The organism is Sporosarcina sp. resist, assembly GCF_014302295.1.
In the GTDB taxonomy this organism is placed as follows: domain Bacteria; phylum Bacillota; class Bacilli; order Bacillales_A; family Planococcaceae; genus Sporosarcina; species Sporosarcina psychrophila.
Window position 1 is genome coordinate 1,143,017 of record NZ_CP060287.1, and the last position, 23,473, is coordinate 1,166,489.

25 protein-coding genes are annotated in these 23,473 nt (G+C 42.1%); 12 read left to right on the forward strand and 13 right to left on the reverse strand.

Features of this window, described 5'->3' with window-relative positions:
• Positions 1-32: 32 nt before the first annotated feature.
• Positions 33-710: a DUF2225 domain-containing protein gene (locus tag H7992_RS05650; protein WP_187046916.1), complete on the reverse strand. Its 678-nt coding sequence runs from the start codon at positions 708-710 to the stop codon at positions 33-35.
• A gap of 130 nt (positions 711-840) precedes the next feature.
• On the opposite strand from H7992_RS05650, the gene H7992_RS05655 reads away from it, so the two are divergent.
• The 4 genes from H7992_RS05655 to H7992_RS05670 all read left to right on the forward strand — a co-directional run bounded on the left by H7992_RS05655 (position 841) and on the right by H7992_RS05670 (position 3,966).
• Complete coding sequence (locus H7992_RS05655; RefSeq protein ID WP_067206387.1) at positions 841-1,203, forward strand: HesB/IscA family protein; 363 nt, start codon at positions 841-843, stop codon at positions 1,201-1,203.
• Between the two features lie 251 nt (positions 1,204-1,454).
• On the forward strand, positions 1,455-2,672 hold the full coding sequence (locus H7992_RS05660; protein ID WP_067206389.1) for an NAD(P)/FAD-dependent oxidoreductase: 1,218 nt from the start codon (positions 1,455-1,457) through the stop codon (positions 2,670-2,672).
• Between the two features lie 362 nt (positions 2,673-3,034).
• Positions 3,035-3,532, forward strand: coding sequence for an NUDIX domain-containing protein (locus tag H7992_RS05665; RefSeq protein ID WP_067206392.1), 498 nt, complete (start codon positions 3,035-3,037; stop codon positions 3,530-3,532).
• A 146-nt stretch (positions 3,533-3,678) separates the two neighbouring features.
• Positions 3,679-3,966 carry a YuiB family protein gene (locus tag H7992_RS05670; RefSeq protein ID WP_067213853.1) on the forward strand — a complete coding sequence of 96 codons (288 nt, stop codon included), beginning with the start codon at positions 3,679-3,681 and terminating at the stop codon, positions 3,964-3,966.
• Between the two features lie 49 nt (positions 3,967-4,015).
• Here the strand turns inward: H7992_RS05670 and H7992_RS05675 are convergent, their stop codons facing one another.
• Positions 4,016-4,492, reverse strand: coding sequence for a divergent PAP2 family protein (locus tag H7992_RS05675; protein WP_187046917.1), 477 nt, complete (start codon positions 4,490-4,492; stop codon positions 4,016-4,018).
• Positions 4,493-4,649: 157 nt separating this feature from the next.
• Here H7992_RS05675 and H7992_RS05680 point away from each other — a divergent pair, with 157 nt between their 5' ends.
• Together H7992_RS05680 and H7992_RS05685 are read left to right on the forward strand one after the other, a co-directional pair.
• Complete coding sequence (locus H7992_RS05680; protein WP_187046918.1) at positions 4,650-6,161, forward strand: leucyl aminopeptidase; 1,512 nt, start codon at positions 4,650-4,652, stop codon at positions 6,159-6,161.
• Between the two features lie 63 nt (positions 6,162-6,224).
• Positions 6,225-6,500: a hypothetical protein gene (locus H7992_RS05685; RefSeq protein ID WP_187046919.1), complete on the forward strand. Its 276-nt coding sequence runs from the start codon at positions 6,225-6,227 to the stop codon at positions 6,498-6,500.
• Between the two features lie 185 nt (positions 6,501-6,685).
• Here H7992_RS05685 and mnhG read toward each other — a convergent pair whose 3' ends face one another.
• The 7 genes from mnhG to H7992_RS05720 are packed head-to-tail and all read right to left on the reverse strand — an operon-like array spanning position 6,686 to position 12,459.
• Positions 6,686-7,069, reverse strand: coding sequence for a monovalent cation/H(+) antiporter subunit G (mnhG, locus tag H7992_RS05690; RefSeq protein ID WP_067206403.1), 384 nt, complete (start codon positions 7,067-7,069; stop codon positions 6,686-6,688).
• Positions 7,053-7,334 carry a Na(+)/H(+) antiporter subunit F1 gene (locus H7992_RS05695; RefSeq protein WP_067206405.1) on the reverse strand — a complete coding sequence of 94 codons (282 nt, stop codon included), beginning with the start codon at positions 7,332-7,334 and terminating at the stop codon, positions 7,053-7,055. Before H7992_RS05695 ends, mnhG begins: the two co-directional genes overlap by 17 nt.
• Complete coding sequence (locus tag H7992_RS05700) at positions 7,331-7,810, reverse strand: Na+/H+ antiporter subunit E (protein ID WP_067206407.1); 480 nt, start codon at positions 7,808-7,810, stop codon at positions 7,331-7,333. Before H7992_RS05700 ends, H7992_RS05695 begins: the two co-directional genes overlap by 4 nt.
• A 7-nt stretch (positions 7,811-7,817) precedes the next feature.
• The gene (locus H7992_RS05705; RefSeq protein WP_187046920.1) at positions 7,818-9,305 is read right to left on the reverse strand and encodes a Na+/H+ antiporter subunit D; all 1,488 of its coding nucleotides are present in this window, start codon (positions 9,303-9,305) and stop codon (positions 7,818-7,820) included.
• Positions 9,298-9,639: a Na(+)/H(+) antiporter subunit C gene (locus H7992_RS05710; RefSeq protein ID WP_067206413.1), complete on the reverse strand. Its 342-nt coding sequence runs from the start codon at positions 9,637-9,639 to the stop codon at positions 9,298-9,300. Before H7992_RS05710 ends, H7992_RS05705 begins: the two co-directional genes overlap by 8 nt.
• Positions 9,639-10,061: a Na(+)/H(+) antiporter subunit B gene (locus H7992_RS05715; RefSeq protein ID WP_067206416.1), complete on the reverse strand. Its 423-nt coding sequence runs from the start codon at positions 10,059-10,061 to the stop codon at positions 9,639-9,641. The genes H7992_RS05710 and H7992_RS05715 overlap by 1 nt, the downstream gene beginning before the upstream one ends.
• Positions 10,048-12,459: a Na+/H+ antiporter subunit A gene (locus H7992_RS05720; RefSeq protein WP_187046921.1), complete on the reverse strand. Its 2,412-nt coding sequence runs from the start codon at positions 12,457-12,459 to the stop codon at positions 10,048-10,050. The genes H7992_RS05715 and H7992_RS05720 overlap by 14 nt, the downstream gene beginning before the upstream one ends.
• 394 nt (positions 12,460-12,853) lie before the next feature.
• Here H7992_RS05720 and H7992_RS05725 point away from each other — a divergent pair, with 394 nt between their 5' ends.
• Positions 12,854-13,429, forward strand: a complete 576-nt coding sequence (locus H7992_RS05725; protein WP_067206421.1) for a YufK family protein — start codon at positions 12,854-12,856, stop codon at positions 13,427-13,429.
• A 12-nt stretch (positions 13,430-13,441) separates the two neighbouring features.
• Here the strand turns inward: H7992_RS05725 and H7992_RS05730 are convergent, their stop codons facing one another.
• Both H7992_RS05730 and H7992_RS05735 read right to left on the reverse strand, forming a co-directional pair.
• Positions 13,442-15,295 (reverse strand): transglycosylase domain-containing protein, encoded by a 1,854-nt coding sequence (locus H7992_RS05730; RefSeq protein WP_187046922.1) that lies wholly within the window; start codon positions 15,293-15,295, stop codon positions 13,442-13,444.
• Between the two features lie 76 nt (positions 15,296-15,371).
• A complete protein-coding gene (locus H7992_RS05735; RefSeq protein WP_067206427.1) occupies positions 15,372-16,604 on the reverse strand; it encodes an MFS transporter in 1,233 nt (410 codons plus the stop codon).
• Positions 16,605-16,733: 129 nt separating this feature from the next.
• On the opposite strand from H7992_RS05735, the gene H7992_RS05740 reads away from it, so the two are divergent.
• Positions 16,734-17,483 (forward strand): peptidylprolyl isomerase, encoded by a 750-nt coding sequence (locus tag H7992_RS05740; RefSeq protein WP_269465605.1) that lies wholly within the window; start codon positions 16,734-16,736, stop codon positions 17,481-17,483.
• A gap of 43 nt (positions 17,484-17,526) precedes the next feature.
• Positions 17,527-17,745, forward strand: a complete 219-nt coding sequence (locus tag H7992_RS05745) for a hypothetical protein (RefSeq protein WP_231885773.1) — start codon at positions 17,527-17,529, stop codon at positions 17,743-17,745.
• An 86-nt stretch (positions 17,746-17,831) separates the two neighbouring features.
• Here the strand turns inward: H7992_RS05745 and H7992_RS05750 are convergent, their stop codons facing one another.
• The gene (locus tag H7992_RS05750) at positions 17,832-19,007 is read right to left on the reverse strand and encodes a MalY/PatB family protein (protein ID WP_187046923.1); all 1,176 of its coding nucleotides are present in this window, start codon (positions 19,005-19,007) and stop codon (positions 17,832-17,834) included.
• A gap of 75 nt (positions 19,008-19,082) precedes the next feature.
• Between H7992_RS05750 and H7992_RS05755 the strand changes: the two genes are divergently transcribed.
• A complete protein-coding gene (locus tag H7992_RS05755; protein ID WP_187046924.1) occupies positions 19,083-19,343 on the forward strand; it encodes a DUF1871 family protein in 261 nt (86 codons plus the stop codon).
• 502 nt (positions 19,344-19,845) lie between these two features.
• On the opposite strand, the gene H7992_RS05760 is transcribed toward H7992_RS05755, so the two are convergent.
• The gene (locus H7992_RS05760) at positions 19,846-21,168 is read right to left on the reverse strand and encodes a sodium-dependent transporter (protein WP_187046925.1); all 1,323 of its coding nucleotides are present in this window, start codon (positions 21,166-21,168) and stop codon (positions 19,846-19,848) included.
• A gap of 152 nt (positions 21,169-21,320) precedes the next feature.
• Here H7992_RS05760 and H7992_RS05765 point away from each other — a divergent pair, with 152 nt between their 5' ends.
• Both H7992_RS05765 and H7992_RS05770 read left to right on the forward strand, forming a co-directional pair.
• A complete protein-coding gene (locus H7992_RS05765) occupies positions 21,321-23,066 on the forward strand; it encodes an RNA polymerase sigma factor (RefSeq protein ID WP_187046926.1) in 1,746 nt (581 codons plus the stop codon).
• Positions 23,056-23,268, forward strand: coding sequence for a hypothetical protein (locus tag H7992_RS05770; RefSeq protein ID WP_187046927.1), 213 nt, complete (start codon positions 23,056-23,058; stop codon positions 23,266-23,268). The genes H7992_RS05765 and H7992_RS05770 overlap by 11 nt, the downstream gene beginning before the upstream one ends.
• Positions 23,269-23,473 lie beyond the last annotated feature (205 nt).

Consider the following 23,473-nt stretch of genomic DNA (forward strand, 5'->3'; position numbering starts at 1 on the left):
AGTGGGACGGTCCGAATTTCGGTCCGTCTTTTCTATTTTATTGCCCGAATATCTTGCCATCGTTCTTTTGTCATCTCGATGAGCTTCGGTTCGGAGGATGTGCGTTGGCGTTCTAGAATGCGCGAAAAGCTTTTTATTGCCTCATTCTCATCACCGATTTTCCAAGATAATTCTGCAATCAAATACAATACCCTTGTTTCTGACATTTGGGTTCCAGTGAAATCTCCTTCTGAAAACGCTGTAGTATAGAAATTTCGTGCGATTGTTAGAAAACGTTGTTCTTCTACCTCCGCTCCTTTATCACGATATAACCAAGCAATTCGTAAGGTAAGTCCTGCCAGTGTAAGAACATTTTCCTTTTTGAACATGGCGCTTAAATAGGCAAGTTTATAAGTTTCAATGGCTTCATTGATATCACGTGCTGCACTGAAAGATCGGCCATTCCATTGAGATGTGATTCGTGCAGCTATGTCTTCTTCTGTGCCAGGAGCAAAATAAGAGGAAAAATCATCGGTAGAAGAGAAGCCACAGTGAGGGCAGACTGCAACGTTATAAAAGATTGGATTTACCTCTGGATTTGAGTAGACAGGTTTGAAGTCACTTTCGTGGGATGAAACCCGAATGAATCTTGAGCGAATTTTTGTGGTAGTGAAGTTTTGCTTACAATAAATGCATGCAACTTTTTTATCATAAAAAGGGCTGATTTCCATGTAGACCCACCTTTCGTACTAGTCAACTCATTATAGCGTATATCCTTCAACACTGGAGTTAATATGATTGCGTTCTGCTCGATTTAATTGCTATTATAGAAGGAAGAAAACAAAGGGAAGGTGAACACGAATGACACAAGTTGTTGAGGTTACTAAAGCTGCAGCAATTCATGTAAGAGAAATGATGCGTCATAATGAGGAAGAAGGGTCATTCCTGCGTGTCGCTGTGAACGGCGGAGGATGTAGTGGTTTGACATACGGAATGGGTTTTGAAACTGAAAAGTCACCGGATGATCTTCTGCTTGAACAGCATGGTTTACAAATTCTTGTTTCTAGTGAAGATGCCGGAGTTCTTGAAGGCACACAAGTCGATTATAAAGAGTCCCTTATGGGGGGCGGATTTACCATAAATAATCCCAATGCAATTGCTTCTTGCGGTTGTGGAACATCATTCAGAACGGCTAAGAAAGAAGGAACTCCAGCGGACTGCTGATTCCTTTTCTAGCTCTCCTAAATCATACTTAGGAGAGCTTTTTTTGTCGAATTATAGTTGTGTTTTTTTAGTCAGTATTTTCAAATATTTGCTATTTCAAATATACTATTGAAAAGCCCCATCAAAAGGGCTACTATAAGAGATAGAAGTTTGTCGAAAAAAATGACAAAGGCCGGGACTGTGTAAATCGTCGGTGTACCGATTTCACGTGGGCCGGGCACATAAAAAAATCAAAGGTGGTTTCGATCTTCGTGAAAAGACCGACAATTTTAGTATTAGGCGCGGGTTATGGCGGTTTAACAACAGTTGTTAACTTGCAAAAATCTCTTGGAGCAGACGATGCAGATATCGTTCTTATAAACAAAAATGAGTATCACTATGAATCGACATGGCTTCATGAAGCAGCTGCAGGAACAATGTCTCCTGAATCAGTGCGTTATGATATCAAAGATGTTATTAACAGTAATAAAGTAAAATTCGTCCAAGCTGAAGTTCAAGCAATCGACGTTACTGGGAAAGTCGTAACGACAAATGTTGGTACACATACATACGATTACCTTGTTATCTCACTTGGTTTTGAAGGCGAAACATTTGGTATTCCAGGTCTTGATAAATATGCATTTTCTATTGCCAACGTTAAAGCAGCACGTCAAATTCGCGAACATATCGAATATCAATTTGCGACTTGGTCAACTGAAGAAGTTAAAGACGATAGCCGTCTGACAATTATCGTTGGAGGAGCGGGCTTCACAGGCATCGAGTTCCTTGGCGAGCTTGGTAACCGTGTACCTGAACTTTGCAAAGAGTTCGACGTTCCACAAGAAAAGGTACGCGTACTATGCGTAGAAGCAGCGCCAATGGTCCTTCCAGGATTTGACCCTGAGCTTGTAGATTATGCTGTTAAGCATTTGAACTCTAAAGGAATCGAATTCTCGATTGGTACGCCAGTTGTAGAAGCTACTCCTGAAGGCGTTAATATTAAAAAAGGCGAAGACGTATTTGAATTCGTCAAAGCTGGCACAGTCGTTTGGGCTGCAGGTGTCCGTGGTAACCGTCTAATCGAAGAAACGGGTATCGAAAACATGCGTGCTCGTGTCAAAGTAGACAAAGATCTTCGTGCACCAGGTCATTCCGATGTATTCATCGTTGGAGACTGCGCACTTATGATTAACGAAGCAGTGAACCGTCCATTCCCACCTACTGCACAAATTGCTATGCAACAAGGTGACATGTGTGCGAATAACATCATCGCGCTTATGAAAGGTGAACCAACTTCTGACTTTACACCTGATTTAAAAGGTAGTGTTTGTTCACTTGGAGATAGCGATGCAATTGGTGTCGTATTCGGTAAAAAAGTAACGGGTACTAAAGCTTCATTCATGAAGAAAATGATTGATAATCGTGCGCTCTTCATGATTGGTGGAGTAGGTCTTACACTGAAAAAAGGTAAATTCAACTTACTTAAATAAAACACTTCTGAAGCACTCGCCCGTCCTTGACGGCGGGTGCTTTTTTAAAAGATAAGAAAGTATTAGTTATTCACTTGGAGTGGTTTCTAGGCTCCAGGCGCCAACCCCTCGGGTCATAAGCCGTTTTGCTGTGGAGGCAGAAATACGCCTCCTCGCAAACCGTCTTATGCCTGTCGGGGACGGACGGCGCCTTACGCTTTTCTAATTGTCTAGACTCCAACGCCTAGCCCCTGGGCCCACACGACGTGGGTCATGCAGCTGTTGCGACAGGATGCCGCGATCTTAAGCTGCCTTCCTCTGTCCCTCCAGCGCTTTTCGGGTCTACCAAGGCGCTTACGCTTTTCTTATGAGGAGGATCCTAAATGTCACGAAAAATGCGAGGTAATGTATGGCTTGGCGCGGCAGGGCTTGTTGTGAATAGCGAAGGACAGTGGCTTGTTGTTAGGAAAAACTACGGTGGTTTAAAAGGTTTATGGTCCATACCGGCAGGATTTGTTGATGGTGATGAAACTGCAGATTGCGCAGCGATTCGTGAAGTAAAGGAAGAAACAGGTGTTGTCTGTCAGCTCGAAGGAATGATTGGGTTTCGTACAGGCGTATTGAATGGAGAGGTGAGCGACAACATGGCCATATTCTTGTTGACGCCTACTACTAAAGGACAGATATTAATTCCGGAGTTAAGAGAGATTTCAGAAGTCGCATGGAAGAGTCCATTCGATTTAAAGGAAGATAAGGACGTCTCTGTGATGATTCATGAAATTGCGGAAAAGGTGATCGAATCAGGGTTTGATGAAATTGAAAATATCAACCCGGGCGATCAATTCGGTTATACTTCTTATAAACTATTTTTCAAAAAGTGATCTATTACAACAGGGATAAAATCGACAAATTATTGAACGAGTCGTGTAATGTTGAAAGCGTTCATTCGTTCCTGTAAAATAGTGAATGGAAAACGGAGGTAGTCACATTGGGAACGATTTCATTAACGCACGTCGTTTTATCTATAATGATTTTCATAGTAATGTTTTTTGGAATAGGATTCTTATTGAATATGCTTCTTCGAATGACATGGTTGATGGCCATCATTTATCCAATTGTCGTCATACTAATTATTGATGAAGTACGTGTATATGAATATGTCACGAAACCGAAATACGCGTTCCAGCTTCTTGGTGACAAAGCTATGGCACTTCATACAGCTGATATCCTCATTTTAGCAAGTGGACTTGTCGGAGCGATTATTTCAGGTTTTGTTATTAAGTTATTAAGAAAACAAGGTTACCAAATGTTTTAAGAAAAAGGTGTGTTCAAGCGATTATGCTTGAACACACCTTTTTTCGTAGTTAGATAATGAATGAATAGATAATAACAGAGATAAGGATACCAGTTACAGCTCCTGCAAACACTTCACTTGGTTTGTGACCTAGCAACGTTTTTAACTCTTGAATTTTTTGTTGTCCATCTTTCTGCTGCCAGCCTTTTGCTTCTTGAACGAACGTTTGGAAGTCTACTCGCATTTGATTGATAATCAGTGCTTGTTGTCCTGCCTGGTAACGAATTCCCGTTGCATCAAACATGACGATGACAGCAAAGATGGCAGACACGGCAAACATAGGTGAATCTAATCCCTCTTCATAAGCGATTGCAGTCGTCAATGATGTAACTGCAGCCGAATGAGAGCTGGGCATCCCTCCTGTTGAAGTCATTAATTTCCAGTCAAGTTTACCTTCCAGGAAATAATGAATCGGGATTTTGACGAATTGAGCAAAGATAATACCGAATAATGCCGCAATTAACGGGGTATTTTGTAATAAGGCCATTTACTTCGACTCCTCTATAATGTACAAAAATTGTGTATTCAGTATACCATAATGACGTGCTATAAAAACAAGTTAGTACGGATTCCGAATGAAATACTACGAAGGGCTGAAAATTTAGGCTATACTAAAGAATGTAGGTAAAATTGGAGGTTGTCAAATGAAAACAATAATATTGGAACCGAATTTTGATAATGTAGAAGCAGAAGTACTTGTAATTGGTGTACCCGAACATCCGGAAAATATAACAGGCTGGGACGGCTTCGTCAGTTCATTCAGTTCCCGTTTACCAGAATGGGTTAAATCTGGAGATGTTAAAACTGAGTTCAAAAGTATTGTTAAAATGCCATCCGTAGAAACTGGAGGCTACAAGCGTGTAATATTTATCGGACTTGGTTTGCATAAGGAATTGACGGAGGATCGTTTGCGTCAAGTATTTGCGGCGGTCGGAAAAGAGCTTGCAAGCATGAAAGCGGCCTCTGCCGCTATTTGGACGGCTCCATTCACGAATGACAAGTTAACGTGTGAGGATGTTGTTTTTGCGGCAACGGAGGGTATTGGACTTGGCATGTACAAGTTTGAAGGATACCGCACGGATTCAAATGAACGCGATATTGCACTTGAAACGTTGTCATTCTTATCTTCATTTGATGAAGATGAGCTGAAAGCGGCCTTTGAAGTAGGGAAAGTACATGCATACGCGGTTAATGAAGCACGAAATCTAGTTAATATGCCGCCTAATATATTAACGGCGACTAAAATGGCTGACTATGCACGTGAAGTCGCTGAAAAATATGATTTTGAAATTGAGGTACTTGGTAAGAAAGAAATGGAAGAACTCGGTATGGGCGCTATTCTAGCAGTCAATAAAGGTTCAGTGGAAGAGCCTAAGTTAATCGTCATGAAGTATGCTGCAACTGAAAAATGGGAAGATGTTATCGGTCTTGTTGGCAAAGGAATTACCTATGATACAGGCGGCTATTCATTGAAAACGAAAGACGGAATGGTTGGTATGAAAGGTGATATGGGCGGTGCGGCTGCAGTCCTAGGGGCAATGACAATCATAGGAGAGCTGCGTCCTGCGAAAAATGTCATCGCTGTGATCGCGTCAACGGACAATATGGTTTCCGGGGATGCTTTTAAACCAGATGATGTTATCACATCACTTAGTGGGAAGACGATAGAGGTGCTCAATACAGACGCTGAAGGACGTCTTGTTCTTGCAGATGCGGTTACATACGCTAAGCAGGCAGGCGCAGACTGTCTGATTGACGTTGCGACACTGACAGGCGGCGTTATCGTCGCGCTTGGTATGGACAAGACAGGGGCGCTTACAAATGATGAAGAATTCTTCGAAGAGTTCATGCAGGCATCCATGGAAACGGATGAATTCGTCTGGAGACTTCCGTTAACGGAAAACGATAAGAAAAGACTACGTAAAAGTGATGTGGCAGACCTGAATAACTCGCCAGGAAGAGACGGACATATGATCTTTGGCGGTGGATTTGTAGGGGAGTTTGTTGGCGACACGCCTTGGATACATCTTGACATTGCGGGGACATCGGATGCGGTTGCTGCACATGATTTAGGGCCTAAAGGTGCAACTGGAGTCATGGTACGGACGCTAGCGACGCTTGTTGAACGGCTAGCCGAAACCGATAGAGAAGTGTAATAGGCGATTGCCTCTTTCCTATTAGTCTTATTTGAATAGGATAAGTAGGAGAGGGGAATGATTATGACTAGAGGATTTCACGGTGGTGGCGGATATGGTCGAGGTCGAGGTGGAGGTTTTGGCCGTGGTGGTTTTGGTCGCGGTGGCTTCGGTCGAGGATTCGGTTTTGGTGACTTTGGCGGACCTTTCATTGGCGGATTTGCTGGTAGTTTATTAGGAAGTGCATTGTTTCCTGGTGGCGGATACGGATATGGCGGCGGATACCAATCCTATCCATACCCACCGTATCCATACCCATACTATCCGTATCAACCATACGGATATTACGGGCCATACTAAAAAGATGAAAATGCCTGTCAACTGAGTTTTCGGCTGGCAGGCATTTTTTTAGTGGGGAAAATCGGTATGACGGTCATAAAGTCATCCATGGCGAGCATAACCCACCTCATGCCGAGCATAACTATCATCATCCAAAAAACGCACCCCTTATCTAATAAGGGGTGCGTTTTTCACTCATTCAAAGCTTAGTCTTCCTTCTGATGAGTTGGAGGATTCTTTAGTTTAGCTTGCTTGATAACTTCTGCAAGATCATCACCAACAGTTAGTTCTGTCGGTTTGACGCCCGATATATAAGCTGCGCGGCTCATAAGATGTCCGCCAATCGGAGAGGTAATGAACAGAAATGCAATTGCCAGTAGAAGTTGAATACTAAAATGGCCTTCCTTCAACCAAAAGTGAAAAAACACACCTAGCAGAATACTAAGCACACCCAAAGTTGCACTCTTAGAAGCGGCATGCGCCCTCGTATAGACGTCCGGTAAACGAATGATGCCAATGACGGTTACGATAGTGAAAACGATGCCAACGACGATTGTAAGGACGATGAGGCTATTAGCTAGTACGATCACGTTCGATTATCTCTCCTTTCTCAATGAATTTTGAGAATGATACGGTTCCAATGAATGACATAATCGCAATAAGCAAGATGACTTCCATGAAAAATCCGGTATCGAAGATGACTGATAGTAGAGCGATTGCTGAAATAAGCATGACACCAATCCCATCCAGTGCGACGAGCCGATCCGGAATAGAAGGACCGCGGAACACACGGTACAACATACCGGCAATCGACAGCAGGACAAGGATTAGACAAACCCATATGAATGTCGTCATGGTCGGCTTACCTCCTTAATGGCTTTTTCGAATGAATTTTTGATTGAATCAATTGCGTCATCAACATCATCGACGTCAATGGCATGGATATAAAGCGTTTTTTGATCATCAGAAACGTTCAACACAATTGTTCCCGGTGTCAATGTGATCAGGCTCGATAGCAATGTAATCTCCCAGTCATGTTCAAGGTCAGTTGGCAAAGCGAAAATCATAGGTTGAATATTCATCTTCGGCCGTAAGACGACTTGCAGCACTGAAATATTAGACAAAGTCAGCTCCTTGAAGAAGAGTAGTGCTAGTTTAAACGTTGCCCAAAGTCGCCAGATGTATAGTCTACCAGGGAAAAAGCGTCTCGTCATAATGATCAAAAGCAGACCAATCAAGAACCCAATGATGAATGTTGAAGCGGTGAATGAGGTGCTCATGAACATCCAGACGAGAGCGATGAAAAAGTTCAATAATAGTTGAAATGCCATCGTTCATCTACTCCTTTAACACCGCATCAATATAGATGGATGGTTGTAGTAATACGTCTGTTGCGTCCGTCATATAGGGAATGAGCCATTCAGTACCAACCCCATAGAGCACAGAGAGAATGACTAATGCTACAGCAGGTATCATCATCTTCCGGTATGTCCGTCGGTTTGTCGTTGGCAATTCCACAGTTGTGGGGTCTCCCCAGAATGCATAGATGAAAATCCGGATGACAGACAACAGGACCACAAGGCTGGATGCCAGGATGATTATACTCCCCAAGACATTGCCTGCCTCGAATGCCCCTTTAACAATAAGAAGCTTACCGACGAAACCGCTTAATGGCGGAATGCCCGCTAGTCCAAATGCAGCAATTAGGTACATCCAGCCAAGTGGCGCATGGGTTTTCATTAACCCACCCATCTTACGTAAGTTAGAGGTTCCGGTTACGTAAACAATAATGCCGATCAGAAGGAACAAAGCCCCTTTAATGAGCATGTCATGGATCAAATAGAAAACGGCACCCGTTAAACCAGCCTCGTTCATTTGTGCAGCACCGAATAAAATAACACCCACTGCAATGACGATATTGTAAATAATAATTTGTTTTACATCGAAATAGGCAAGGGCACCAATGCAGCCGGCAATAATCGTGAGCAATGCCAGTGCAGATAATAAACCATGTGTAAATCCGATATCGTGTACGAAGAACAGCGTATACGTTCGGATGATTGCATAGATACCGACTTTAGTCAGCAATGCACCGAATAGTGCCAGCACCGGTATTGGAGGCGCTGCATAAGATCCTGGTAGCCAGAAGTAAAGCGGGAACAGGGATCCTTTTACGCCGAATACGATTAAAAAGAGCACTGCAATCACGGTTATAATACCGGGTTGTCCAATCTCTGCAATCTTCACTGAAATATCGGCCATATTTAATGTACCAATAACAGAGTAGAGGTAAGCAACTGTAATAACGAATAATGCAGATGAAATGACATTGACGAGTATGTACTTCATTGATTCACGAAGTTGTATTTTCTCGCCGCCTAAAACGATTAATAGGTAAGAGGCGATGAGCAGTACTTCGAAGAATACGAACATATTGAAAATATCACCTGTTGTAAATGCGCCATTGATGCCTGTAATCATGAACAGGATGGCGGGGTAATAAAAGAAGCGCTCCCGCTCTTCGCCAATTGCAGTGAAACTGTATAGTACAACAAAAAGTGTGATCAAGATTGTTGTGGTAACAAGTAATGCAGACAGCATATCGGAAACCATTGAAATTCCGAAAGGTGCGGGCCAGCTTCCAAGTGTAATTGCCTGAACACCATCCGCTTTCACTTTTGCAACTAGGAAAAGTGCAGCAACCAAGCTAATAAGCAGGCCGACACATGTTAATGATCGTTGTACCCTGACGTTCTCCTTGAAAAACAGAAGAATAATTGCGAACAGGAATGGCAAAATGATTGGAAATAGAAGTAGATTAATCATGTTCGTCATTTCCCCTCATAAGATTCATATTGTCTGTCTGATGCTCAGCATACGTCCGATAAGCTAATACAAGGATGAATGCTGTCACACCGAAGCTAATAACAATCGCTGTTAAAATAAGCGCCTGTGGCAAAGGATCTGCATAATCTGTTACGCCTTCTGCCACGACTGGCGGAGAGGTGCCACCAAGACCGCCCATTGTAAGAATGAGCAAGTGAGCACCATGGCTCAATAGGCCTGTCCCGAGTATGATTTTGAGGATACTCCTGGAAAGAATCAGATAGACAGCTGCCATGAAAAGAATTCCGATGACGATGGCCATTATAAACTCCATTACGCATCTCCTCCAATCGATTGAATCATTGTAACGGCTGCCCCAACGACAACAAGGTAGACACCTGCATCAAAAATCATTGCTGTATGAAGGGAAGTTGTTCCGAACAACGGCAAAGTGAAATCGTCGAAAGCATGTGTAAAGAAAGGAACGTTGAAAAAAATTGAGCCTGCTGCCGTTCCTAGAGAAAGCAATAAGCCGATGCCTGTCATAATCGTGAAGTTGAAAGGCAGTGCTTTTTGTACCGTTTTCAAATCGAAAGCGAGTAAGAGAAGAACGATTGCTCCAGTAGTAAGCAATCCTCCAACGAAACCGCCACCTGGTGTATAATGTCCCGCAAAGAAAATGTGGATTGAAAAAAGGAAGATGATGAAGAATACGATTTTTGTTGTAGTTTGTAAAATGACATCATTTGTTTTCATCCGTATTCTCCTCCTTTTTTGACAATTTCAGGCGAATCATTGCAATGACGGCGATTCCGACGATTGATAGAACGGTGATTTCAAATAATGTATCAAATCCACGGTAATCTACAAGAATAACGTTGACGATATTCCCGCCACCCGCTTCTGTATAAACTGTATCTTTGTAATACTGCGAGATAGATGGAATCAATTTTTGTGAATGAGCCGATAAGGCAACCAATGTCACCGTTATTCCGACACCAGCCGCAATAATCAAATTGCCAATCTTGTTGCGTTTTGTTTGGCCGTGATTGTTCAGAGACGGTAGATGTTTAAAGGCTAACAAGAATAAAGCAACAGATATCGTTTCAATAACGAGTTGTGTAAGCGCTAAATCCGGTGCTTTGAAAATAACGAAGAATAAAGCAACCGAATAACCGACGGCACCTAGAGCAATGATTGCTGACAGTCTTGTCTTCGCAAGTAGAACCATACAAACTGCGATAACCAGAACAATAGCAGTCAGAACTCCATATAAGTTGACAGGGGCAAAACTCTCCATATCAACTATGAAAGCTTCTTTGATGAATAACGTCGCCGCTGTAATGGCAGCAATAAAAGCAAACATATAAATCAGATATGTGCGGATTAAACCAGTCATATAGAAGCGGGAAAGTTTGTTCATTCCACCTTCACTAACGAACATGGCTGAGTCATACAGGGCATTCAATGACAAGTATTCAGGTTGAATGTCATACAGTTTCTGCCATCTCGCCAAGGTCAAGAATAGAACGAGACCGACTCCGACAAGCGAAACCGTCATCCATAATTCTGGAGCAGCAATTCCGTGCCATGCTGCGACGTGAACGGCAACTTCAGAAGGATGGCTGTATAAATCAGGCTGGACAGCCATGACAGCTGGTTTTACAAACCATTTTCCAATCAAGTTCGGTATGAAGAAGATGCCAACAACGAGCGTAGCAAGAATGACGGGAGATACAAGCATCCCGACAGGCGCTTCATGCGGTTTAGTAGGAAGAGGTTCACTTTTTTGTTTTCCAGCGAACGTCTTAAATACAAAGTAAAAGCTATAAATGAATGTGAAAACACTGGCAATCCAAGCGATAACAGGGAAGATAATTCCCCATGTTGCAAAGTTGAACAGTTCAAAATGGCGAATGGCCAGCATCGACTGAAGGAACATTTCCTTACTCAGGAAACCGCCGAATGGCGGCAGACCTGCCATCGACATTGAACCGATGAACGCAACCGTGAAACTGACGGGCATAATGCTCATCAATCCGCCGAGTTTTCGGATATCGCGCGTACCCGTTTCATGATCGACAATACCGGCAATCATGAACAAGCTCCCTTTGAAGACTGCGTGGTTGATCAAATGGAAGATCGCTGCAAATGTTGCGAATTTGAAAATGGGGTCATCCGAGTGATAGGCAAGCGCACCTGCTCCGAGCAGAGACATGATAAGTCCAAGCTGACTGACTGTCGAGAAAGCAAGAATCGCTTTTAAATCAGTCTGTTTCACTGCAAAGAAAGATCCCCAGAATAATGTCAGAAGTCCGATACCAGCTACGAGCCAAATCCAAACTTCAGAAACAGCGAAAATAGGTGTAAATCGGGCGACGAGGTAAAGACCTGCTTTCACCATCGTTGCTGAATGTAGATAGGCACTGACCGGTGTAGGCGCTTCCATTGCATCCGGTAACCAAATATGGAACGGGAACTGTGCTGACTTTGTAAAAGCACCAAGTAGTACGAGAACGAGCGCCAATGTAAAGAATTCATGTCCTACAAAAGTGGGGGCGTTAGCGATAAGTTCGCGGATGGAAAACGTATCTCCCATAATCCCTAACAGAACGAATCCTCCGAGCATCATTAGTCCACCAAATACAGTGATCATCATTGATTTCAATGCACCAAATCGTGAACCGTCACGTGTATTCCAATAGCCAATAAGTAGGAATGACGAAATGGATGTTAGCTCCCAGAATAAATAAAGGGATATAACGTTATCAGATTGGACAACACCTAACATGGCGCTCATGAAAATGAGCAGGTAAACGTAAAAGTGATTCAGCTTTTCTTTACGCTTATCAAGATAAAAGATGGAGTAGAGCACAACGAGTGCACCGATGCCTGTAATAAGCAAGGTAAACAGCAGGCTGAGTCCATCAATATACGACACGAACGAAATGCCGAGTGAAGGAATCCATTGCAATTCTGCTATAGCATGCCCGCCGTCCATTGTTGTTTTAAGAAATCCTATGTAAAAAATGAAGAGGGAGACAGGGACGAGTAAAACGAACCACCCAGTGTGTATGTCTTTCAGTTTCCTAACTAGCAATGGAACGAATAGGGCTGCCACAATCGGCAGGAAAATCAGTAATACAAAATTCAAGAAAATCCTCCTTCCTAATGAATGAAACAGTTATGTATAAACGTGATGCTAAGCAAAAGGGATCTAATAGTCATTGGCTGTTCTGAATTCATACATCATTTTCAACGTCGGGACGGTAAATTTTAAAATTGTTACGATTACCTTATCTTTTCTTCCTTTCATTGTTTTAATCAAAAAATGCAAAAAGTCCATCACAAAAGGGCATAGATACCCCCTGGTGACAGACTCCTCCAAGTACGTTCATTTATTTGATTGAGGTAACTATATCACAGCATGCGGAAGTTGTCTAATTGAAAAATAGTAAGTGTGGGACGATTCTGGATTTTGTTGCCTATTCGGTCTCTCTTCTTATAGTATAGAAACGAAGAACTAATTTGCGTTTGAGGTGTTAGAAATGAAAAATCCATACATATTTGGTTATTTACCGTTTGTAACAATTGTCTTATTCAGTTTAACATTCGGAGTATACACAGTTGGCGTGTCAGTGGAACTATTTAAAGGAATTGGTTTGTATGCCGGCATGCGAGAGTTTTTGACCGATATACAATTACGTATTTTTCTGCTAGTTATCTATGCATTGTTATTTTTTATGGTTTTTTCAGCGTTAAAATTGATTGCGGAAACGATTCATGAAACCGCGATGTTATTCTTTTCGAAGGATGTGGAGGGGAAATCGTATAGCGAAGCTCGCGGAGGCAATGTCATCTACTTTTTCGGCGCGCTTGCATCGGTAGGTGGCATCAATTCGATTAGCCTATTAACAGCTGTATTTTTACTGACAACGTTCATCTACTTCGTGTATGTCGTTTTCAAATTAAGCAAATACATGACAATCGTCAGCACGATTGGACTTCTCGTTTTTGAAATTCTGGTTTGGGCGATACTAGTTTCAACCATCATCTATATTCTGTTGAAGCTTTATAATGGGGTAATTGCGAGTTTGCCTTTCATGGGTAGTAAAACGGACTAGCCTTGTGAATGGCTAGTCCTGGAGTAGTGTGGAAAATATACGCAAATGAAGTTTCTGATCGCTCAAGAGCTTTAGAGATTGCGGACTATCATAGCCGACCCAGACAGCGGTTGTATAGTTATCGTTCAACCCTCCAACCCATAGATCTTTATAATGATCTGTGGTGCCGGTTTTTGCTCCCGTATACGAAGTTGTATAGGGGATACCCCGGCCAGTTCCGTTCAATACGACATCTGACATCATGCCGCGAATTTTGGTAACAGTAGTAGGAGACCAAACGTCCTCTTTGTCATCAGGCCATTCGTATAAAATAGTCCCAGCTCTATCCTTTACAGCGCGTATGGCATGGGGAGGGGTATATTGCCCATCAATGAAACTCGAATAAGCCCCCGCAAGTTCAAGCGGCGTCATCCCTTTTGCAAACCCACCGAGAGCAGCTGCATAGTTCATATCCTGTTGTGTAACTGATTTGAATCCGAATGGTGCTATATAGCTGAATGCCTCTTCCACTCCAATCATTTGAAGCAATCTGACCGCTGCTGTATTATGACTTTGTCGAAAAGCCTCTTTTACCGTAACATTGCCATAAACGTAACCGCCGATATTTGTCGGGCAGTACGAGCCGATACAAATAGCACCACTGTTAATGGGGGTGTTTTCTGTATAGGAACTACTTTCAAACAGTGGAGCATAGACCAGAAGTGGTTTCATAGCCGAACCAGGTTGTCTGACAGCCTGGAATGCACGGTGAAAATCAGCTTTTTTATAGTTCTTACCGGCGAATAGGCTGATGATTTCACGGGTTTCATTGTCGATAACCGCGGCACCTGCTTGCACGCCTTTAGGGTGTAAAAGGGAGGAGATCGTTTGGTCATTTCGGCGCTGCTTTCCAGGGTTAAGTGCCGTTTCGATAATCAATCCTTTGGACAACACTTCAGCTGTCCGTTGTTTAATAATCGCTTCAAGGGCTATTTTTTCTGCATCATCTTTCGCATACGTCATTTTTTCAGATAAACCTTCGGACTGTGCTATGAGATCAGTAAGTTCCGCAAGTACATATGTACTGTAGGCAGGAAAGGCATTCGCTTTTTCCTTCAGATTTAATTGGATAGCTGTGTTTTTATGCACTTTAGATTCCTCGGAAGTCAGAACTCTATTTTTTGTCAGTATAGACAATAGGCGTTCCTGTCTTACTTTTGTCTGATCGAAATGGTTCAGTGGATCATATAAAGAAGGGTTGTTTGGGATCGCCGCAAGGAAGGCCATCTCCGCCTCATTCAGTGCATCTAAGGGTTTGCTGAAGTAATATGTCGCAGCGGCACCAATGCCGTACACTTGATGGCCAAAATACATTTCATTCATATACATTTCCAAGATTTCATCTTTTGTCGATTGTTTTTCAAGCTCGGCTGCGTAAAAAAGTTCCGTCAACTTACGTTCATAGGTCTTTTCAGTCGATAGAAAACGCATTCGCACGACTTGCTGTGTAATGGTAGAAGCACCTTGTCTGACATCGTCCGTTGCGGTATTGACAGCGAATGCACGCACGATTGCGGCTACATCATAGCCTTTATGCTCGAAAAAACCCGTGTCTTCACTTTCTAGGAACAGTTGACGCGCGAATAAGGGAATGGACGACAGCGGGAGTGGATCGCGCCACTCTATATATTCTTCTGCAAAAATGAGCCCATTGCCATCTTTCAACGTCACGGGGACATTGATCTTTGGGGATGACAGTTCAATGGAATCATTGATCTGGTCATTGAAGGATCCAGCGCTTTTCAATTCGACTGCAATGGCTTCTTGGACAATAAAGAGAATTGGTATGGTTAGAAGAATAAAGATGAAACCAATAACATGTTTCAATGGATTTGCACTCCGTTCAAGAAATCATTCACTAACAAAAATATAGCACACTCCGTCTAGTGAAGTGTGCTGTTTCTTAACTATGTGTCCTTTTATCCTCAGCAGCAAGAAAGTCCTCAAAGTCCTGTACGGGTTTTCGTTTGGCATAATAGAGAAAGGCAAACCCAACCAGGAATAGAACGCCAGTGACGATGAAGACAGACGAAATACCGATGAAACCACTGACGATTCCGCCAAACATTGGACCTATAATATTCCCGAGAAAACGGAAGCTGGTATTATAACCCATGACTTCTCCTTGAATATCGACTGGTGCCTCACGTCTAACTAGTGCAGTCGTTATAGGGATCATTCCACCGAGCGCAATACCGAACAGCAATCGCCAAAAGATAAGTTGCCACAGCTGTGTTACAAAAGCTTGTGGGATGATAAAGATAAATGATAGGAGTAGCAGAATTGACAACACTTTTTCGTAGCCAATGTCGTCACCAAGCTTGCCCCAGCGGCGTGCGAATAATAGATTGCCGACCCCTGCTGCACTGAAAGTAATCCCAGCTAGGAAAGCTACGTCTTTTGCATCCGTCAAATGAGAAACGTAAAGCGACAGAAGCGGCTGGATACTGAAGTTGCCTACTTGGATAAGTGCCGTAACAATCATAACGTTCAACATGAGCCGGTGATGTAGCAAGCCGCTAATAATCGCTTTACGGGAATACTGGATAGCTTTCGGATTTTTTACCCGTTTTTGTTCCTTGATGCCGAAGAGAACGATAAGTGTAGCGACAATTACGGAGATGGATGTAATGACAAAGGTATATTGGAAACCGAATGCATCTGCCAGTAAACCTCCAAATACAGGGCCGAATAATGTGCCTGTCACACTGCCCATCTGCAGAGTTCCTAGCATTTTTCCAGCTTCCTTCTTCGCAGTCTGTGAAGAGATAAACGCGAGTGAAGTTGGTATGAAACCTGTGACAACACCATTCAGTAGCCGAAGCAGGAAGAACATCTCTACGGAATCCACAAATCCCATTAGGAAAACGGAAGTTGCAATCCCGAAACCATTGATGATAAGAATAGGCTTAAAGCCATATTTATCGGCAACTCGGCCCCAAATCGGTGACATAATGAAAGCCGTGACAAATGAAGCGCCAAAAATAAGGCCAGACCATTTTTGAACATATGCTTCGGGATGATCGCCAAATGTTTCGATATAAAGGGATAGGAAGGGCATGATCATCGTCATTGTCCCTGCAACGAGGACGTTGGAAATCCAAATGATGATGAAATTCCGTTTTTGCACGTCCATTTAGAAAACCTTCTTTCTGTGTCGTGCTTTTCATTCAGTATAAAACAATTCGGAAAACGAAGGAAGTATCATGCTTATTCGTCGAAATAGATTGTTCAATATGATAAACTGATTCAGGGTGAATGTTAAATGAGGAAAATGTATTTCTCCCTTCTGACAATCGTTGGTCTCGTCTTACTTTCCGCTTGCGGAAATAGTACGTCTGAGAACAAAAAAACAGAAGAAGTAGTGTCTGCTGGCAAAGCGCCAGTGGAAGAAAATAGCACGAAGAACTCAGAGGAGGCAACAACAATGTATCCACAATTATCAAAAGAAGTAGCAGCAACTGAAGCATTAGTTATTATGAACACAACAATGGGGCCAATCAAAATCAAGCTTTTCCCTGAACAAGCACCAAAAACAGTTGAAAACTTCTTAACACATGCAGAAAACGGCTATTATGACGGTATTATCTTCCACCGTGTTATTGAAGACTTCATGATTCAAGGCGGCGACCCAACAGGAACTGGTATGGGCGGAGCAAGTATTTTCGGCGATACATTTGAAGACGAATTTACTATGGATCTATTTAACTTAAAAGGCGCTCTTTCAATGGCGAACGCTGGTCCAGGAACAAATGGCAGCCAGTTCTTCATCGTTCATGCTTCAGAAGTACCTGCTTCAGTTGATCAGCTGAAAAAAGGTGGATATCCAGCTGAAATCGCTGAAGCATATGGCGAAATGGGTGGAACTCCGCACTTAGACCAAAAACATACAGTATTCGGCCAAGTTATTGAAGGCATGGATGTTGTCGACAAAATTGCTAAAGTTAAAAAAGGGCGTCAAGATAAGCCTGTTGAAGATATTTCTATTGAATCAATCGAAATCCTTCAAAAGTAATTCGAATCATATAGAAATTTACAATGTGAGGAAGTGGATGTAAGTGAACGCACTATTAATGCCGTTCCTTTACTTTCCTGAAGACAAATCAGAATATATACCAGCCGCGATTTCAATGTTTTTCTTTGCGATTCTATTGGTACTTACATTCATGTGGATTCGACGCAAGTCGAAGAAACAGGAATTAGAAGCGAAAGAATTTGAAGAACGTATTTTACGTGAACGCCGCGAACAAAAAGAAAACGAGCATCCTCAAAATTGAGGATGCTCGTTTTCTTTTAAAAAATTGTAACGTCAACGTCGCGATCGTAACGTCAACTCCGTGATTGTAATCACAACTGTGCTAAATCACTCGCTTAATGCAGTGATAAAACGGTTAACGCCGTCTTGAACAACTGAAAGCGGTGTTGCGACATTCATGCGAAGGAAGCCGCGTCCTGCTTCGCCGTATTTTGTACCTGGATCAAGGGCGAGTTTACCTTTATTCAACAACTTGTCCATTATTTCCGACTCGGTAAATCCAGTACCACGGTAGTCAATCCACAGAAGGTATGTACCATGCGGCTTAGCAATTTTTAAGGCAGGAATTGCAGCTGTTAGTTCATGAATTGCATAGTCCATATTGGTAGAAACTGTTTCCAGTAATTGTGCTAGCCATGGGCCTCCATCTTTATAGGCGGCAGTCAAAGCTGCGGCTGCAAAAGAGCTCAAATCCATTTGACCATGTGCCATTGCATTCAACGTAAGTTTCTCTCTCACACCTTCATCTGTAGCGATCATTAATGCTGCTTGGATACCTGCGAGATTAAACGATTTTGTAGGTGCAACACACGTAATGATACGTCCTGCTTCTTCGTCAGCAAGCGTTGCGAGCGGAATATGTTTATGCCCTGAGAAGACTAGATCGGCGTGGATTTCATCCGATAAAATCAAGACATCATATTTTGTACACAGTCGTAACATTTCTTTCAATTCGCTTGCAGTCCAGACAATTCCACCAGGATTATGCGGATTGCATAAAATGAATAGCTTTACGTTTTGTTGCAGGCATTTCTCGAATTCTTCAAAGTCGATGGAGTACACACCGTTGTCCTCTTTCATAATACATTCGACCATATTTCGTCCTTGACGTTTAGGGACTTGGAAAAAGGGCGGATAGACTGGAGATGTGACAAGAATGCCGTCACCTGGATTCGTAAACGTTTCAACGACTGAAGCGATTGCCGGAACTACACCATGGTGGAATAACATCCATTCATTTTTGGTTTCCCATGCATGGCGTTCAGCAAGCCATGTACTTACTGCGTCTTTACAGCCTTCGCAAATATATGAGTAGCCGAAAACGGGATGATCGAGACGTTCTTTCAGCGCATCGATAACCACTTCCGGTGCAGCAAAGTCCATATCTGCAATCCACATCGGTAAAATATCGGATGCATCTTCGATTCCATAGATCATTTCCATTCGGTCCCATTTTACAGAACGTGATTTACGTCGTTCAATTACTTGTTCAAAGTTATTCATGGAAATCTCCTCTTTCCTTTTTTCTCTACTATGTTATCATAATCTAGACTATTGAGAAAAATAAGGTGACTCATTGTGCAAACTATAGAAATGAACAAAAAGGCAGTAGCACTTCTTGAACAATGGGACCCATTTGACGTAGGACCAAAAGCGTATGTACACGAAATCGTTGATGTCGTATCGGACTTACAACGTCTTGATCACCCAACCGACCTTGCAAAACGAATTCGGGAAATTTACGAACAATCTTATAAATTATGGATTCCAATCGAAAAGTGTGTTCAAATTTCTTATAAGCTGTTAGCGATTAAATACGAGGCGAAATGTATCGTCTGATTTTGATGTGGCTGTACCCATTTTAATACGGGTACAGTCTTTTTATACAATAAAACACGAAACCTGTTGATTAACCAAAAGTAACCAGTGAATAACATGATTACCAACTGGGCGCTACGTGTATAGTTGACTTTGGGTTGCTTTGGATTGAATGACTTCCATACGATTACCGAGATGTCTGGATATGTAGGGATACGACAAAGTCGCATCCCTACATATTTTTTTTATAGAATATCATCTACTTTTTTCTTCCAAAACAACTGCGTTTTTCACTTGAATAGTGCAGGAACGTGGCAGGTAACTATTCCCAACAGAGCTACACTAGGACCCCTCAGTAAATCTGTCATGAATAGTTCGCCGAAAGCGTACCGGAAATGATCCAGTGAAAATGAAGGTCGTCAAGTCCTTCTCACCAGTATTTTATGCAGCTAAATGGTTAATCAACAGACGTGAAAAACACCCGCAAATCCAGTAACTGGATTTGCGGGTGTTTGCAGTACCATTAAAGTCCGAAAATCGATACGATGAAAATGACGATGATGGCGACAGGTGCGGCATACCTGACAAGGAATTTCCAAAGGCTGTTCATCACAGGATGCATGCGCAGCTCGTCGTCTGTTTGTGATTTCGTCAACACAAAGCCCGCGAATATCGAAACGAATAACGCACCTAAAGGCATACCGATTTTGCTCGTCAATGTGTCTGCAAAGTCAAAGATGGAACCGCCGAATATTTTCACGTCAGACAGGACACCGAATGACAGCGCACTTGGAATACCAACGATGAAGATAAGAATTCCAAATACCCATGCAGCACGTTTTCTACGCTCGATTTTCTCGCGGATCCCACTTGACACGACAATTTCAAGCATCGCAATCGATGAAGTAAGTGTAGCGAAAAGCATCAAGATGAAGAAAATAATCATAAACATATTGCCAAACGGAATCTGGCTAAAAATGGCTGGTAAAACGACGAAAATTAGCCCCGGTCCTTCTTCAGGTGAATGGCCGAGTGCGAACACTGCGGGAAATATAACAATACCAGCTAAAATTGAAATGGTAATATTTAAAATCGCAACGTTCATTGCCGATTGCCCTAACTTTTCTTCTTTCGGTAAATAAGATGCATAGGTCATCATTGCTGTCACCCCAACGCTCAGTGAGAAGAAAGCTTGACCAAGTGCAAGTAAAAACGTAGAACCTGTCAAGTGAGACCAATCAGGCACAAATAGGAATCGAACACCTTCCATTGCACCATCCAATGTTAATGAACGGATTGCAAGAATGATGAAGAATATGAACAGCATTGGCATCATCCACCTGCTCGCCCGCTCAATACCTCCCTTAATACCACTTTGTACAATCCAAATTGTCAGCCCCATGAACACGGCCTGAGCAAATAGAACTTCTACTGGATTGGCGATGATTGTATTGAAAAGATCGCCATGATTCGTAGCATCGAGTTTGAAGAAAATAGCTCGTGTTAAATAGGAAAGAATCCAACCCCCGACCACGCTATAAAATGACAGGAGAATGAATGAAACTGCAAGTCCCATCCAGCCAATCAAAGGCCACTTTTTACCTGGCGCCAATCGTTTTAGTGATGTAATTGCATCAGCCTGACCCATACGTCCGATGACGAACTCTGCAAGCAAAATTGGAAGTCCGATTGCAATTGTACAAATAATGAACAGTAGAATGAAAACACTTCCGCCGTTCATCCCTACCATGTATGGGAATTTCCATATTGCACCGAGTCCGATCGCACTGCCGGCAGCAGCGAGAACGAAACCAATTTTTGACGACCATTGATCACGTTGTTTCATAGATATTCACTCATTTCATTAGGATACAGATTTTCTAATTGTACACTAACTAAAAACGAATACCATGGTAATTTGAAACAAATTACGATGTCAATCTATCTTTGGTATAATTGAAATAATTAGACATTTTGTAATGAAGGAGTGGGTTGCCTGTGGAAGAATCTGAGTTGATGCAAAAGGTGAGAGCTGGAGAGAAGGATGCTTTTGAAAAATGGATGGACATTTATTCAGGAGACATTGAACGTTTCGTCATCCAGTATGGTTGTACGTTAAAACAGGCAGCTGATTTAGCGGAAGAAACGTTTAGAAATTTACATAACCAGTTAGATTCCATTAGCAATGAAGAGTCGCTTGTGTGCACGTTATATAAAAAGGCATTAAAAAGTCTAGCATTTGTTCAACAAACTGATGCACCGAATGAAACGCTATTTCCTTTTGAAGAGGATCAGGAATTGCATGACCAGATTGGAAACCTTGAAATGGAATATAAAATACCGTTCATTCTTTCGCAATTCCACAAGCTGGATGATTCAGAGATTGTGAAAATTACGGACACCTCCCTAGAAACAGTTGAACAAGCTATCACGGTGGCATTCCGTGATATGGGAGATGCGCAATTGAAAAAGAGGCTGGAATTCCTTAATAAGTCGTATGGGCGCATGAAGTCTTCATTCAGAAAAGAGCAGGTTTTTGCAAAGTCTCAAAAAGAGTTGCTGGCGACTGGAAAGTTAAAGCAATCGATATCAAAGAAGCCTATGATTTCATGGATTGCGGGAACCCTAATCCTCTTGTCGCTTATACTAGTTCCCGTTGTAACAAGTGAGGAATATAAAATGGCATCGGATGAAAAGTACTTAGAACAACTGGGTGCCTCATTTGAAAAAGAAATCGGATATCGGTATACCGAATTGGGCCTTAAGGAATCAACCGAGGAGGATATTTTGGATTTCAATCCAAATCAGTATGGTAAACAGCAACGCGAAGATTTTGAGTCAATGGTACGCCGCTATGAAAAAGTTTTAACTAAAACTGGTACATTAAATAAAAAAAGGATTAAGAAGGATTACCAAGCAATAATAAAATCATTGGAATTGCCCTCTGAAATGACTGCGCAGTTGTTTAAGAATCCGCTTACAGATGACGTGAAAAAAAGTGACGAATTCATGAAACGCTATTTGAAGCAGTTTACTGTAATTCAACAATCCTATTACACGGTACTTTTTAAAAGCAGTAAGATTATCGAAGATGAAATCGTCGACGGAGAGTTAGATATTGACAAGTTTATGGAAAAGAAAGATACGTATCCAGAAGAATTACAGTTAGCATTGAATGGCATGAGTAAACAGAATATTTATCCTGAATCCGTTACGAATTGGGGTGCAATTGTTCCCGTATTCCAAAAGAATAAGCTAGGTGCAAAGATTCGATCATCAATCCACCCCGATCTTGGCGGCTTCCTAACCGTAATGGAAGTTGTGCCATTGCTAACGTATCCGGGTCTTGCACATTCGCTTGCGGATTCGATTGATTATTTGCTAGAAATAGAAAAGACATTATTAGCAACGACTCTCAATGATGAAGCAACTAACCACTTAAGTTGGACATATAGTGAACTGTTTCATGAAATCAGCGGTGGGGCAGACCCCGATAATATTTTTGGTACTGATGGCGTAGTAAAAGATGAGTTTCGTGAAGGGTGGAAAAGGATTACTTCTGCCAAAGAAGGTTCTCCAACGGCATTTATCATGCAAATCATCATCTCCGAAATGGAAGCAACAGATTGGACTGGGTCAAAAAGCCTCAAACGTTTAGGAGTATATGATGTTCAACAAGCATTGGAGCTTGCGAAAATTGGGAAACTTGAAACGTTCAGCTTGAGTTCGGACTATGCAAACTGAAACAGATATGGAAATTGTGACGCTCCCCAATCCTGGTTTTGAGAACATTGTTCAAGAGGTATATTATTCATTCTCCTCTAATCATGATCTATCTGTATTAAAAGGAGTCAGTCCCTTGGTTATTATTGGTGTTTACTTTTACGTGAATGAACAAAAAGATCCAGAGACGATGTGGCATCTTTATAGTACAAAAAAAATGTAGTCAAACTTGAAGAATTCGTTGATGAATGGAGTCAATTTGATATAGATCTTTATAGTTTCGATAGTCTGCAATTTGATGGTAGCGAAGAAACGGCGGGTTCAATCGGGTTTCAGCGTGGAAATTCTCTTTCTGTTAGTACGCAGATGACTTTGAATGAAGATTTCGTATGGGAAATCGAGCAGATTATTTTAAGTCCGATGTTTTT

Bases quoted from the DNA above. Each gene is read 5' to 3' on its own strand.
- H7992_RS05715 (WP_067206416.1), bottom strand. From the start codon at position 10,061: ATGAAAACAAATGATGTCATTTTACAAACTACAACAAAAATCGTATTC.
- H7992_RS05760 (WP_187046925.1), bottom strand. From the start codon at position 21,168: ATGAAACAACGTGATCAATGGTCGTCAAAAATTGGTTTCGTTCTCGCT.
- H7992_RS05770 (WP_187046927.1), top strand. From the start codon at position 23,056: ATGCAAACTGAAACAGATATGGAAATTGTGACGCTCCCCAATCCTGGT.
- H7992_RS05665 (WP_067206392.1), top strand. From the start codon at position 3,035: ATGTCACGAAAAATGCGAGGTAATGTATGGCTTGGCGCGGCAGGGCTT.
- H7992_RS05725 (WP_067206421.1), top strand. From the start codon at position 12,854: ATGAAAAATCCATACATATTTGGTTATTTACCGTTTGTAACAATTGTC.
- H7992_RS05750 (WP_187046923.1), bottom strand. From the start codon at position 19,007: ATGAATAACTTTGAACAAGTAATTGAACGACGTAAATCACGTTCTGTA.
- H7992_RS05735 (WP_067206427.1), bottom strand. From the start codon at position 16,604: ATGGACGTGCAAAAACGGAATTTCATCATCATTTGGATTTCCAACGTC.
- H7992_RS05675 (WP_187046917.1), bottom strand. From the start codon at position 4,492: ATGGCCTTATTACAAAATACCCCGTTAATTGCGGCATTATTCGGTATT.
- H7992_RS05650 (WP_187046916.1), bottom strand. From the start codon at position 710: ATGGAAATCAGCCCTTTTTATGATAAAAAAGTTGCATGCATTTATTGT.
- H7992_RS05670 (WP_067213853.1), top strand. From the start codon at position 3,679: ATGATTTTCATAGTAATGTTTTTTGGAATAGGATTCTTATTGAATATG.
- H7992_RS05740 (WP_269465605.1), top strand. From the start codon at position 16,734: ATGAGGAAAATGTATTTCTCCCTTCTGACAATCGTTGGTCTCGTCTTA.
- H7992_RS05685 (WP_187046919.1), top strand. From the start codon at position 6,225: ATGACTAGAGGATTTCACGGTGGTGGCGGATATGGTCGAGGTCGAGGT.
- H7992_RS05700 (WP_067206407.1), bottom strand. From the start codon at position 7,810: ATGGCATTTCAACTATTATTGAACTTTTTCATCGCTCTCGTCTGGATG.
- H7992_RS05705 (WP_187046920.1), bottom strand. From the start codon at position 9,305: ATGATTAATCTACTTCTATTTCCAATCATTTTGCCATTCCTGTTCGCA.
- H7992_RS05695 (WP_067206405.1), bottom strand. From the start codon at position 7,334: ATGACGACATTCATATGGGTTTGTCTAATCCTTGTCCTGCTGTCGATT.
- H7992_RS05680 (WP_187046918.1), top strand. From the start codon at position 4,650: ATGAAAACAATAATATTGGAACCGAATTTTGATAATGTAGAAGCAGAA.
- H7992_RS05710 (WP_067206413.1), bottom strand. From the start codon at position 9,639: ATGGAGTTTATAATGGCCATCGTCATCGGAATTCTTTTCATGGCAGCT.
- H7992_RS05655 (WP_067206387.1), top strand. From the start codon at position 841: ATGACACAAGTTGTTGAGGTTACTAAAGCTGCAGCAATTCATGTAAGA.